A 12,935-nucleotide genomic window follows, 5' to 3' on the forward strand; every position below is an offset into this window, starting at 1 on the left:
AGCCCGATAGGCTCTCGGCATGGACACCCCGCTCCGGCTCGAGGTCATCGTCGCCAGCGTGCGGCCCAAGCGGTTCGCGCCGGTCGTCGCGGACTGGTTCCTGCGCCGGGCGCGGGCGGACGCCGCGTTCGACGTGGGGGTCATCGATCTGATGGACACCCCGCTGCCGGTGGATCTCACCGAGACCGACGGGGTGCGAGCGTTCCAGCGGCGGGTCGAGGCCGCGGACGCGTTCGTGGCGGTCACCTCCGAGTACAACCACGGCTATCCGGCGTCGTTGAAGACCGCCTTCGACAGTGTGAAACGCGAATGGCGGGGCAAGCCCATCGGTTTCGTGAGCTACGGCGGGCTGTCCGGCGGTCTGCGCGCGGTGGAGCAGCTGCGGCAGGTGGTCGCCGAGATCCACATGGTCTCGGTGCGCGAGACCGTCAGTTTCCATGAGGCCAAACGCAAATTCGACGCCGAGGGCGAGACCCGGGACGGGGCCGCGCTCGACGCCGCGGATCGTATGCTGCGTCAACTCGCCTGGTGGGCGGCGACTCTGCGCACCGCCCGCGCCACCAATCCCTACCCGGGGAGCTGAGGCGTGACGGCGGCGGCCGCGCGGGGCCGGCCGATGTAGGTGGACTCACGGGGGATGGACACCAGGGTCAGCGGAACCTCGGTGACGCCGGTGCGCAGGATGATTCGGTTCCCGGACGCACCCGGCTGATGGACGGACAGGTCGGGGGCGGTGCCAGGCCAGCCGAGCGGGTCACTCGTCAGATAGACGGTGGTCAGGCCCGCGTGCGGGGCGGGCGCGAGGACACCGTCGACCAGGGTGGCCGTGAAATCGGCGTCGGACTGGTGGGTTTCGACGGCGAGGGTGAGGCGTTCCGGATTGCCGATGGCGCTGACCAGCTGCTGCCAGGCCCCGGGGCGGTCGGTGCGGATCAGGACGCGTTCGCCGACGGCGAGGGCGCGGAAGATCAACTGTTGCGCGAGATACAGCTCGCCCGCCACATACACGCTCGAAATGCCCTGGCCCACCAGGCGAATGGCGACGCCGTTGCCGTCGTCGTCGGAGCCGAGCAACTGCCCGCAACCCGCCGAGGGCAGGTGCAGCGTGCCGAGCTCGTCGATCTCGCGGAGCTCAGCGGGCACCGTGTCGTCCAGGCCGGGCACCGCGAACGGCAGGTGGGCGAGCAGGCCCTCGCGGTGGCGGCCGTGCATGGAGATCATGTGCCGCACCGGTAACTCGGGCAGTTCCCGGGCGGTGAGCCGCCAGGCCGCGCCGATGCGCACGGTGTCGGCACTGCGGCCCGGGCGCAGTTTGACGGCCACCGTGGTGCCGCGCGAGGCGGGGACCCAGAGCTGGGCGAGTAGATCGGAGGCCAGCTGCCGGGGATCCACGGCGGCACCGATGTTCACGCTGTTGCCGAGTTCGGCGTAGCGCCAGCGCTGGGTCAGCTGCCCGGGGTCCACGCCGGCGGTGACCTGCAGCGCGGCCTGCCGGATCTCGGGGGCGGTGAGCAGGCGGGCCGCGCAGCCGCCGTCCTCGAGCACCCGCACCACGCGTTCGGTGGCGATGGTGACCGTGCGGCACGCGCCGGGCAGGCCGCCGCCGCGCCGGGCCGCGGCGGCGGGGCAGGTGACGGGGTCGAAGGCGATGGCGAGCCAGACCGTGCGGTGCGCGGTGGCGGGCAGCGGCCCGAGCAGGGATTCGTAGATGGCGCCCGCGGGCGTGCCGGAGCGGCTGCGGAAGCCGTGCGAGACGATGTCGATGCCGGACAGCGGAATGTCGTGCTGGGTCAGGCTTTTCGCGAGTTCGGGCAGCGGCAGCAGGTGGGTGGCGTGCACGGTGGCGCGGCCCAGCCGGGTGAGGCCGCCCTTCGGGGGCAGTACCTCCACGACGGCGACCACGCGGCTGCCGTCGCGGTAGAGGCCGAGTGGGCGGCCGTCGGAGGCGCGGAAGTCGATGGTGTCGGCGGGCGGGTGGCCACGGCGGGCGCGGAAGCGGCAGCGGGTGGCGATCCAGTCTGTGAGGGTGCGGTTGCCGAGTGGTAGCAGCAGAACCAGACCGACCACTATGCCGAGGGTGAGCGCACCCCACCAGGCCAGTCCGCACGCCATGGCGACAAGCAGAACGACCAGTCCGGCGAGCTGCGCCCAGACCGGATTCGTGACCGAGATCCGGCCCGGCCGCCCGCCGCGACCGGTCCGCGACGGCCGCCCCGCCGACTCTCCGGATGCGATCGTCATCGTCGATCCCCGGCTCCCCGATGTCGGCCCCGCGCGCTGGCCGAGTGCGAATGAAGGTCCAGGTCACTGTACTGTGTTCGGCGAAAACCCACGACTCACTGGGGATTTGGATGCCTTCGAAACCCACGACCCGATGGCAGGTGAGCGGCTACCGCTTCCTGGTCCGCCGCATGGAGCACGCCCTGGTCCGCCGAGACGTGCGAATGCTGCACGATCCCATGCGATCCCAGTCCCGCGCTTTCCTCGCCGGACTGATTCTCGCGTGCGTCGCACTGGCTGGTTGCGGAGTATTGGCTCTGCTGCGGCCGCAGGACAAGATCGGGTCCAACAAGATCGTCATCGGTAAGGACACCGGCGCGGTCTACGTCGTACTCGACAATGTGGTGCACCCGGCGCTGAACCTGGCCTCGGCCCGGCTGGCCGCGGGCGATGCGGTCAAACCGGCCACCGTCAACGAATCCGAACTGGCGAAGAAGCCGCGTGGCCAGCTGATCGGCATTCCGGGCGCGCCGACTTCGCTCGGGTTCACCGGCGGGGACGGCCGCACCTGGACCGTGTGCGACGCGCTGTCCAACGACGGCAGCCGTACCCTCACCAGTTCGGTGCTGGTCGGCGCATTGACATTGGCGGACAAGGCTTCCGCGCTGGGGTCCGGTCGGGCGTTGCTGGTGCAGGGGCGCGACCACACGTATCTGATCTACGACGGTCAGCGGGCCCGGATCGATCTCGACGATCGTGCCGTGGTCGACGCGCTGGAACTGAGCGGGCAGTCGGCGCGGCCGATCAGTGAGGGGCTGCTCGACGCCATCCCCGAGGTGTTGCCGCTGGTTGCGCCGCCGATCGAGAATGTCGGGGCCGCACCGGGTTACGCGCTCGGCGACCACCGGATCGGCGACGTGGTGCAGGTGCGGACCGACAGCAGGTACTACGTGGTGCTGGCCGACGGGTTGCAGCCGGTGTCGGCGCTGACCGCCGACATCATTCGCAATACCTACCGGTCCAGCGCCGCCGACAGCTTTATCGCCCAGGCCGATCGCACCGGAGCGCCAGTGTCGTCGGCGCTGCGGGTGTCGAAGTATCCGGCGCAGGTCCCGACCCTGGTGGACGGCAAGGACCAGCCGGTCGACTGCCTGTCCTGGCGGCCGGTCGGTTCCGCCGATACCTCCGACGGCAGCAAGCACGCCGAATTGTCCGTGCTCACCGGGCATGCCGTCCCGATCCCCGACGACGCGCGACTGGTGCCGCTGGCGCAGGCCGACGGCACCGGGCCGAATGTGGACAGCGTCTATATGAAGCCGGGCGCGGGCGTGTACGTGCGGTCCACCGGGATCGAGCCGGACAGTCAGCGTCACGACAGCCTGTTCTTCGTGTCCGACTACGGGGTTCGCTTCGGCATCCGGGATCTGGATGCCGCCAAGGCCCTCGGGATGGATCCGGCGACGGTGCGGCCCGAGCCCGCGCCGTGGCCGATCCTCGGACTGCTCGCGCCCGGGCCGACCCTGAGCCGGGCGGGTGCGATGGTCGCCCACGACGGCGTCGCCCCCGATCCGAATCCGGCCGAGGAACCGGTGAGAACCCCAGGGCCCGGCGCGAACTGACGTCAGCTGTCGCGGCTGCCGAACCTGCGGCGCAGCGGGAACGACGCGAGGAAGCCCAGAACCAGCAGCAGCGCCACCACTCCGCTGCCGATCAAGGCCACATCGCGTGCCGTGTTGTCCGGCGCCGGAGCGGGTTCGGGTAATGGAAGCTGTTGATCCCGTGCGTCGGCGGGGTGCTTGGGGCGCAGTTCCTTGTGCACCTCGGCCGTCAGCGCTGCCACGGGATCGACCGTGCCGTAGCCGATATACGGATTCCAGCCCTCACCCGGAGCGTGCGCCGTGGCCTCGATGCGCTCGATGACCTTGTCGGCCCGCATCTCCGGGTACCGCGCCCGCACCAGCGCGGCGACACCCGCGACCTGCGGTGCGGCGAAACTCGTTCCGCTATAGGGCAGCACCTGACCCTGAGTGGTGACCTTCGCGGTGGTGAGCCCGGTGGTGCGGGGATCGAGCGAGACGATGTTCTCGCCCGGCGCGGCCACACCCACCCACGGACCCGGGACGGTGAACCGCGACGGCCGGCCGAACGCGTCCACCGAACCCACGGACAGCACATAGGAGTCCCACCAGGCCGGGACCACGTAGGACGTGACGCGATCCCACGGATCCCGGTCCGGGTGCACCGGATCGGGGCCGGGATTGCTCGCCTTGCAGGTGTCGGTATTGCCGGCCGAGGCCACGATGACCACGTCCTTCTGGACCGCCGCGTACTGCACGGCCGCGCCCAGCGCACCCATCTCGGCGCTCGCCGGTTCGGTGGTGGGGCAGGCGACCAGGGAGATATTGATGACCCGTGCGCCCGCGTCGGCCGCCCGTCGCACGGCCGAGGCCAGCGCGGAGATCTTGCCGTAGCCGTCGGGCATGTCGTCGGGTCCCTTGTCCCGGCCCGCGCTCTTGGCCTGGTAGAGCGCGCTGGTCTGCCGGATGGTCATGACGCGGGCTTCCGGGGCGACCCCGGAGAAGCCTTGCCCACCCACCTGGGTGGCGGCGATCAGGCCCGCCACGATGGTGCCGTGGGCATCGCAGTCCTCGGTGCCGTCGCCGCCCGCGGCCACGTAGTCGCCCTCGGGGACGAGTCCGGGCAAGCGGGGGTGCGGGGACACCCCGGTGTCGATGACCGCCACCAATTGGCCGGCGCCACGCGAGAATTGCCATGCCTGGGGCAGATCCAGGGTGCGCTGGGTCGCCGGGACGGTCGGGCCGTCGCCGCCCGCCTGGGTGCTGAGGCAGGGAGAGTTGGCGGGATGCTCGGTCTGGGTCGGCGGGGTGGCCGGGCCGCCCGGTGGCAGCAGGCCCGCGTCGATGGGCGGCGGCCGGTCGGCATGCGCGACGCCCGGCTCCGAGCCCGTTCCGAACGACACCCCCAGCGCGAGTGCCGAAGTCGCCGCCGCGAATCGGAAAGTAGTGGCGCGCAGCGCTCTACCTCGCACGGCCGACCGCCGTCAGAGTCCACGCACGAGGGCGTAGAAGCCGGTCACCCAGAAGGCCAGCGGGACGACCGCGGCCACGAAGCCGTACTCCAGCAACTCGATCGCGCGGAGTACGGGCGGGGTCGACTGCTGCCGCGGCACCAGGAAGCCGAGCACCAGCGCGGCCGCGAAAAGCGCCAGCGCCACGCCGAAGACGGTGAGCGGTTGCCGCTGGGTGAGGGCCGTGCCGATCAGTACGAGCAGCACGATCGCCGCGCCGCCGGCGAGGAGGACCACGGCCTGTTCCGCACCCGCGTAGGTGCGGCTGTGGAACATCAGGACCGCCGCGCACACCAGGGCCAGGGCCAGACCGGGCCAGAACGGCCGGGCGGCAGCCGGATCCACACTCGCCACCGCCCCGGCCACGACCACGAGGGTGGTGGCCGCGACGAGACCGGCCAGATAGTCACGTGCCCGTTCGGATTTCGCGTGTAGCGCGTCCAGCGTGGGCAGGGCGCGGTGGTCGTCGGGATCGTCCTCGGTGGGATCGATGGGGGTGCCGGGCGCGGGCACCGGCGGCAGCGGCAGCCGGGCGAGCAGTATGGAAAGCCTTGGGGCCAACGATAATCCGGCCAGTCCGACCGCGGCGAGGCCACCGCCGACGCCGCGCAGCGGTAGGTCGGTGAGCAGGCCGACCAGGGTGGCCGGGATGGTGAAGGCGGCCAGCGTCGCGGCGCCGATGAACAATCCCGGCCCGACTCCCGTCGCTCGCCAGGTCAGCAGGGCCGTGGCCCCGGCCAGCACCGAACCGAGAAGCGCGTTGGCCCAGCCGTAATGGTCCGGGACGTAGAGCAGGCCCGCGGTGAACGCGGTCGGCAGCGCGGAGCCGCCCAGCACCAGTGCGCTCGCGCGGTCGCGGTACATGCGGGCGAGCACGGTGCTCGCGGTGACCAGCAGCAGGGTGACGGCGGTGGCCACGGTGGCGGTGATCCAGGACGCGATGGCGTCGGGGGCGGCCAGCAGGCCGAAGCAGCCGGTCAGCATGATGGCGACCGCCAGGACCGAGCCGGTCAGCCGGGCGGTGCGCGGCGACCAGCCGCGGAAGTGATCGGCGTCGGCGATGGCGACGTTGTACATGATGTCGTCGAAGAGCGGTGCGGGCGCGATGTTCTCGGCGCTCTCCAGCATGAGCAGTTCCCCGTCGCGCACGCCCTGTTCGCCCAGGCTCAGGGAATTGGAGAAGGGCGGCTGCCCGACGCGAGCGAGCGCCCATTCGTGTGGCTCGATCTGTTCGCCGTCGAGGTCGAAGTCGTTGGCGCGGTTGTGCTGATCGACCATGTCGACCACGCTCGGGATGATCAGGGCCACCGGCACATCGACGGGGATGGCCATGTCGACCTGGGTGTGCTTGGCCAGAATGGTGACTCGCGCCAGATCCGGCGCGCGCACGGTGCCGCGGAAGTCCTCGAGGTGATCCGTCCGCGAGTGCGTCACGCCCGCACTGTACGGCATGATGGTTGCCGTCCGTACACTGACCGGCCGAACCTCGGGGGAATTTCCGCGATGAGCACCGTACGGTTCCACCGCCGACCGCGCCGGGAGATGCCGCGTTCGCCCGGCGGCGAAGTCACGCTGCAGCCGCCGCCGGAGATCCCGCGAGCGGTGCCCGCCAACCTTTTCGCGAAGCTGATGCCGGTGGTGATGGGCGTCGGCATGCTCGGCATGGTGGTGCTGCTGTTGACCTCCGGCAGCGGCATCGCGTCCAATCCGATGAGCCTCATGTTCCCGATGATGATGGTGTTCTCCATGGTCGGGATGTATGCGGGGCAGGGCGGCAACGGGCAGAAGGCGGCCGAGGCCGACGAGGATCGCAAGGATTATCTCCGCTATCTCGATCAGGTGCGGCGGGACGTGGAGGTGACGGCCGGGCAGCAGCGGGCGGCCGTCGAATGGAGTCATCCCGAGCCCGGACTGATCTGGATGCTGGCCGGGACCGCTCGGATGTGGGAGCGCCGGCCGGGCGACAAGGACTTCTGTCACGCCCGCATCGGGCTTGGTAGCCAGAGACTTGCTACGAGACTGGTCGCCCCGGAAACAGGGCCCGTCGAAGAGCTCGAACCCATCGCCGCGGTCTCGCTGCGGCGCTTCGTGCGCACCCACTCCACCGTCCCCGACCTGCCGACCGCTCTGGCGGTGAAAGGCTTCGCCGCCGTCCAGCTCACCGGCGACCGCGTCCAGGCCCGCGACATGACCCGGGCCATGCTGCTGCAACTGGCCATGTTCCAAGGCCCCGACCAATTGCTGATCGCCGTGGTCTGCGGGCCCACGGAGTCTGTGCGGGAATGGGAATGGACCAAATGGCTGCCGCACAGCCAGCATCCCGAATCCCAGGACGGGGTGGGCAGCGGCCGCCTGGTGTACGGGTCCATGCGGGAGGCCCACGCCGATCTGAATCCGCTGCTGCACAATCGGGTTCGGTACTCCCGCAACCAGCCCGCAGACCCCGGGCTCACCCAGATCGTGCTGGTGGTCGACGGCGGACTGCTCGAGGCCGAGGAAGATCCGCTGCGCGAGCACGGGTTCGAGGGTGTCACCGTCGTCGACCTGTGTGGATACGCGCCCGGGCTGGCTGCCTCCCGCGGCATCCAGATGGTGGTGGAGAACGGCGAGTGCGCCGGGCGCGGTCCGTCCGGGGTGATGGAACGCTTCGCCGTCATCGACCGCATCACCACGCGCGAGGCCGAACAGGCGGCACGGCGGCTCGCGCCCTACCGGGCCCCCGCTCCGCGCGCCGCCGAAACCGGCGGCGAAGCGGGCGAGGTGATCTCCGGCTGGGCGCGACTGCTGGGGCTCGGCGACCTCGGAACCTTCACGCCCGAGACCGCGTGGCGGCCGCGCTACGGCCGCGAACGACTGCGGGTGCCGTTCGGCGTCGGGGCCGACGGGCTGCCGGTGGTGCTCGACATCAAGGAGGCGGCCGAGGGCGGCATGGGTCCACACGGGCTGTGCATCGGCGCGACCGGGTCCGGCAAGTCGGAATTCCTTCGCACACTGGTGCTCTCGCTCATCGCCACGCACTCGCCCGATCAGCTCGAGTTCGTGCTGGTGGACTTCAAGGGCGGCGCGACCTTCCTCGGGCTGGAAGGGGTGGCCCACGTCGCGGCCATCATCACCAACCTGGAAGAGGAAGCCGACCTGGTCGACCGCATGCGCGACGCGCTCGCCGGGGAGATGAACCGCCGCCAGGAACTACTGCGCGCCGCCGGGAACTTCGCGAACGTCTCGGAGTACGAGAAGGCCCGGGCCGCGGGAGCCGACCTCGACCCGATGCCCGCGTTGTTCGTGGTGCTCGACGAATTCTCCGAACTGCTCTCGCAGCACCCGGATTTCGCCGAACTGTTCACCATGATCGGCCGCCTCGGCCGCTCGCTGCACGTGCACCTGCTGCTGGCCTCGCAGCGGCTCGAGGAAGGGCGGCTCAAGGGGCTGGAGAGCCACCTGTCCTACCGGATCGGCCTGAAGACCTTCTCCGCCAACGAGTCCCGGCAGGTGCTGGGGGTGCCGGACGCCTACAACCTGCCCGGCAATCCCGGCGGCGGCTACCTGAAGTTCGACGCCGGGGATATTCAGCGGTTCCAGTCCGCCTATGTCTCCGGGCCGTACACCGGCGGCGCGGCGCGGCGCGAGGACGGGACGGTGACCCGCTCCGGCGAGGTCGACGTGGCCGCGCGTCCGTTCAGCGCGGCGCGCGTGGAATTTCGTGCCACGGACCGAATTCCGCTGCCCGAGCGGCCCGATCCGGTGGCCACACCCGCCGAGACGGACCAGATCTCCGAACTGGCGATGCTGGTGTCCCGGGTGCGCGGGCATGGGCGGCCCGCCCACGAGATCTGGCTGCCGCCGCTCGGCGACGCGCCCACCCTGGATCAGCTGCTGCCGCGGTCTGTCCTCACCGGCGACTGGAATCCGCTGGCGGCCTTGCGGGCCCCGATCGGCATCGTCGACCGGCCCTACGATCAGCGCCGCGATCCCATGGTGGTGGACCTGTCCGGATCGCGCGGCAACGCGGCCGTGGTCGGCGGTCCGCAATCGGGCAAGTCGACGGCGCTGCGGGCGCTGGTGATGACGATGTCGTTGACGCACACCGCCGAACAGGTCCAGTTCTATCTGCTCGACTTCGGCGGCGGCACCATGGCCGGTTTGGACGGGCTGCCGCATGTGGGCGCGGTCGCCAGCCGGATGGAAGCGGATCAGGTGCGGCGCACCGTGGCCGAGATGGTGGGCATCGTGCGCCGCCGCGAGGCCGGTTTCCGGCGGCTGGGCGTGGAATCCATGGCCGAGTTCCGGCGGCTGCGCGCCGCCGGGTCCGACGCCGACCGTGCGGCGGGCGTGCGGGAGGATCCGTTCGGTGACGTGTTCCTGGTGATCGACGGGTACGGCGCGTTCCGGCAGGAATTCGAACTGCTCGACCAGACCGTCATGAACCTCGCCGTACAGGGGCTTTCGTACGGTGTGCACATCGTGCTGTCGCTCAACCGCTGGGCCGAGGCGCGGCCCGCGCTCAAGGACCAGATCGGAACGCGCATCGAACTGCGGCTCGGTGATCCGATGGACTCGGATCTCGGGCGCAGGTTCGCGGCGCTGGTACCCGTGGGCCGTCCGGGGCGCGGCATGACCGCAGACGGGCTGCACATGCTGACCGCGCTCCCGAGGGTCGACGGCGACCCGGACCCGAATTCGCTGGGAATCGGTGTGGCGCAGGCTGTTTCGTTGATCGCACAGCTGACTCCGGGGCGACCAGCGCCCGCGGTGCGGATGCTGCCCGCGCGGCTGCCACGCGCGGAGTTGCTGCACGCGGCGGCGGACTGGCCCGCGACGGTGGACCGCTCGCGGCCGTGCCGGCGCTTCCCGCTCGGCATCGACGAGGCGCAGCTGGCCCCGGTGTACCTCGATCTGGCCGCGAGCCAGCACTTCGTGATCATCGGCGACTCCGAATGCGGCAAGACCACCGTGCTGCGAACGCTGGTGCAGTCCGTGTGCGCGGCCAACACCACCGATCAGGCACGCATCATCATGGGCGACTACCGGCGCACCATGCTCGGCGCCGTCCCGCAGGGCTACCTCGCGGGATACGGCACCACCGCACCGCAATTCACCCAGAACATGGCCGACCTGGCCGCCTACCTCGCCCAGCGCATGCCCGGGCCCGACGTGACCCCGCAGCAGCTCAAGGATCGCTCCTGGTGGCAGGGCCCGGAACTGTACGTCATCGTCGACGACTACGACCTCGTCGCCAATGCCAGCGGCAACCCCCTGCACGCCCTGGTCGACCACCTCGCCCACTCCCGCGACCTCGGCTTCCATCTGATCCTGGCCCGTCGTTCCGGCGGCGCGGGCCGAGCCATGTACGAGGCCACCCTCAACCGCCTCAAGGAACTCAATGCCGCGTCGCTGGTGATGAGCTGCGGCCGCGACGAAGGCGTCCTCTTCGGCAACACCCGTCCCGCCCCCATGCCGCCGGGCCGAGGCACCTACGGCACCCGCTCCGGCGAGGAGCTCGTCCAAACCGGCTGGCTGCCATCAGCGGAGCCGTGATGACAGAGCACGGGCCCGGGTGCGGTGCCCGGGCCCGTGCTCTGGAAAGTGCAGTGCGCCTTCGGTTTCTAGAACAGGCCCGCGAGAGCGGTGTCCTTGGCCTGGAGTTCGGCGTTGCCGGTGCGGACCAGGGTGGCCGCGCCATCGAGAGTGGTGTTGAGCTGGAGGACGTGCTGGTTCCACAGGCGCTGGAGGTCGGCGAACGCGTCGTTGGCGTCACCTTTCCAGTTGTTCCGCACGAACTCCTCGACATTGCGGTGGAAGGCCTCGAGCTGGTCGCGGATGGCCTCCGCGCGGCGGATGATCGAATTCGCGCCGTCGGCGACGCCCTCGAAATGGGCGGAGATGATCTGGCCGTCAACTGCTGCCATGGTGAATTCCTTTGCCAGTTGTCGGGAAAGAACGAGGGGTGGCCGAGTGGCTAGACGGCCGGGAGGTCGAGGCTCGAGATCTGGGCGTTGACCTTGGATTCGTAATCCTTGTCGTGCTCTTCGTAGTTCGAGCCGACCTTGATCAGCGTCTCGGCGGTGTGCATGAGCTTGTCGTTGAGTTTGTCGGCCTGGAAGTAGTAGCGCTGCATGAACGCGTTGAACGCGTCGGCCGCGCCGCCCCGCCAATTCGAGCCCGCGACCATGCTGTCCTCGTCGCGCTTCAGATCGGCGATGGAGTGCATGAGCATGTCGTGGGTCTTCTGGAACTCCTTGGCCTTGGCCTGGATGAGCTCATTACTGGCTTCGAATGCACCGGCCACGGTGCCTCCTTCCGATTCGCGGGCGGACGACCTCGTAGTGATTGGACGTAGGTCGGGCCCCGCCGGTTCCACCTCCGCGCGAGAGGAAAGCTCGAACCGCCGCTACCAGGTGCTATTCGCGAACAACGCGTATTGGGCGGCAGCCCGTTGATGGGCGTCGGCGATCTGATCGGAGTCCACCACGGCGGTGTACTGGCGATAGCTGACCGTGCACCGGAAGCGTTTGGCGCGGGTGAGACTGGATGCCGGAGCGTCGGTGGATTGTCCGCATTTCCCGTCCGGGAATCCGGCCGGTGCGTCCGCGACGCCTGAATAGCCGTGTTCGAGAACGGCGGTGGCGAGTTGTTTCGCGGCTTGCGCGTCCCGGGTGCGGAAGAGCATGGACGGACCGTCGTAGTTCGCGCCCGCGATCGAGTATCGATCGATGCCGTCGTCGGTGACGATCCGCTGCCAAAACGCCTGATCGGCGACCCGATGCAGGAAGCCGCGCGGTTCGGCCACGGCCATCGTCTGGAAATCGGGGAGGAAACTCTCCCCGGGATTGAGGGTGCGCCGCAGCATGTGATCCGCGTCGAACGGCAGGCGCAGCACGCCCTCCGGGGTCAAGGGCGGCAAGGCATCCAGGAGCGGCAATTGCGCGTCGAGGACCTTCGTGGCTAGCGCGGTCAACTTCGGCAGTTCCGGATCCTTCACACCGACATAGGCGTTGACGACGTAGTTGCCGTGCGCGACCGTCGATCCGATGCTGGCGACCCCGGGCCGCCAATGCGTGTGGGCGTCGGGGTATTTCGGCAGCGCCACCCGTTCGTTGACGTCCGGGGCGACCGCGAAGTCGGTCTCGTCCAATTCCGTGGCGGCCTTGGCGGCGGCCGCCGCGTCACGGAACTGGAGCACGGTGACCGTGGTGAAGGAACTGCCCTCGACGGTCTTGCCGGACTTGTCGGGCTGTTTGTCGGTGTGGCCCACCGAGAGCCCGAACATCATCTTGTTCGCGTCGAGCACCGGCGCGGTGACGTCGGCCAGCACCCGGGTGGCGGTCTCGGTATTGGTCATCGACACCACGCCGGTGCCGAAGGTGAGGGCCGGGTCGATGTCGGCGCCGTTCACCACGTGGCCGGCCAGGCGTTGTGTCGCCAGCTCGATCCCCAGCCGCATGCGCGGGATGTACTCGTAGCGCAGGTCCAGCGGCAGGGTCGAGTACTTGCCGACATCCAGTGTGCGGATGTCGATTTCACCCGGGGTCGCCGTGCCGGTGACGGCCGAACCGCAGCCCGCCACCGCCGCCGCGATGATCGCGAGCAGAGCGGTCATTCGAAAACGCGAGATCATTCCCGTCCCCTC

At 69.9% G+C, this 12,935-nt stretch carries 9 protein-coding genes; 3 read left to right on the forward strand and 6 right to left on the reverse strand.

Features of this window, described 5'->3' with window-relative positions:
- Window positions 1-19 precede the first annotated feature (19 nt).
- The gene (locus tag ACFRAQ_RS29075; protein ID WP_379105246.1) at window positions 20-583 is read left to right on the forward strand and encodes an NADPH-dependent FMN reductase; all 564 of its coding nucleotides are present in this window, start codon (window positions 20-22) and stop codon (window positions 581-583) included.
- Here ACFRAQ_RS29075 and eccE read toward each other — a convergent pair.
- Window positions 568-2,241, reverse strand: a complete 1,674-nt coding sequence (gene eccE / locus ACFRAQ_RS29080; protein ID WP_379105248.1) for a type VII secretion protein EccE — start codon at window positions 2,239-2,241, stop codon at window positions 568-570. The two genes, ACFRAQ_RS29075 and eccE, sit on opposite strands and share 16 nt — an antisense overlap.
- 110 nt (window positions 2,242-2,351) lie before the next feature.
- Between eccE and eccB the strand changes: the two genes are divergently transcribed.
- Entirely contained in the window at window positions 2,352-3,839 is a 1,488-nt protein-coding gene (gene eccB / locus ACFRAQ_RS29085; protein ID WP_379105250.1) for a type VII secretion protein EccB, read from the forward strand.
- Between the two features lie 2 nt (window positions 3,840-3,841).
- Here eccB and mycP read toward each other — a convergent pair whose 3' ends face one another.
- Entirely contained in the window at window positions 3,842-5,269 is a 1,428-nt protein-coding gene (gene mycP, locus ACFRAQ_RS29090) for a type VII secretion-associated serine protease mycosin (protein ID WP_379105252.1), read from the reverse strand.
- Window positions 5,270-5,281: 12 nt separating this feature from the next.
- Complete coding sequence (gene eccD, locus ACFRAQ_RS29095) at window positions 5,282-6,742, reverse strand: type VII secretion integral membrane protein EccD (RefSeq protein WP_379105254.1); 1,461 nt, start codon at window positions 6,740-6,742, stop codon at window positions 5,282-5,284.
- Window positions 6,743-6,811: 69 nt separating this feature from the next.
- Between eccD and eccCa the strand changes: the two genes are divergently transcribed.
- Window positions 6,812-10,843 carry a type VII secretion protein EccCa gene (eccCa, locus tag ACFRAQ_RS29100; protein WP_379105256.1) on the forward strand — a complete coding sequence of 1,344 codons (4,032 nt, stop codon included), beginning with the start codon at window positions 6,812-6,814 and terminating at the stop codon, window positions 10,841-10,843.
- Between the two features lie 68 nt (window positions 10,844-10,911).
- Here the strand turns inward: eccCa and ACFRAQ_RS29105 are convergent, their stop codons facing one another.
- The 3 genes from ACFRAQ_RS29105 to ACFRAQ_RS29115 all read right to left on the reverse strand — a co-directional run bounded on the left by ACFRAQ_RS29105 (window position 10,912) and on the right by ACFRAQ_RS29115 (window position 12,905).
- A complete protein-coding gene (locus ACFRAQ_RS29105) occupies window positions 10,912-11,214 on the reverse strand; it encodes a WXG100 family type VII secretion target (RefSeq protein ID WP_379105258.1) in 303 nt (100 codons plus the stop codon).
- Between the two features lie 50 nt (window positions 11,215-11,264).
- Window positions 11,265-11,594: a WXG100 family type VII secretion target gene (locus ACFRAQ_RS29110; RefSeq protein ID WP_379105261.1), complete on the reverse strand. Its 330-nt coding sequence runs from the start codon at window positions 11,592-11,594 to the stop codon at window positions 11,265-11,267.
- 102 nt (window positions 11,595-11,696) lie between these two features.
- Entirely contained in the window at window positions 11,697-12,905 is a 1,209-nt protein-coding gene (locus ACFRAQ_RS29115) for a hypothetical protein (protein ID WP_379105263.1), read from the reverse strand.
- Window positions 12,906-12,935 lie beyond the last annotated feature (30 nt).

It is taken from the genome of Nocardia sp. NPDC056611 (assembly GCF_042792755.1).
Taxonomy (GTDB): Bacteria; Actinomycetota; Actinomycetes; order Mycobacteriales; family Mycobacteriaceae; genus Nocardia.

Coding starts and splice junctions, on each gene's coding strand:
- eccB (WP_379105250.1), top strand. CDS start 2,352: ATGCCTTCGAAACCCACGACCCGATGGCAGGTGAGCGGCTACCGCTTC.
- ACFRAQ_RS29115 (WP_379105263.1), bottom strand. CDS start 12,905: ATGACCGCTCTGCTCGCGATCATCGCGGCGGCGGTGGCGGGCTGCGGT.
- ACFRAQ_RS29075 (WP_379105246.1), top strand. CDS start 20: ATGGACACCCCGCTCCGGCTCGAGGTCATCGTCGCCAGCGTGCGGCCC.
- eccCa (WP_379105256.1), top strand. CDS start 6,812: ATGAGCACCGTACGGTTCCACCGCCGACCGCGCCGGGAGATGCCGCGT.
- eccE (WP_379105248.1), bottom strand. CDS start 2,241: ATGACGATCGCATCCGGAGAGTCGGCGGGGCGGCCGTCGCGGACCGGT.
- ACFRAQ_RS29105 (WP_379105258.1), bottom strand. CDS start 11,214: ATGGCAGCAGTTGACGGCCAGATCATCTCCGCCCATTTCGAGGGCGTC.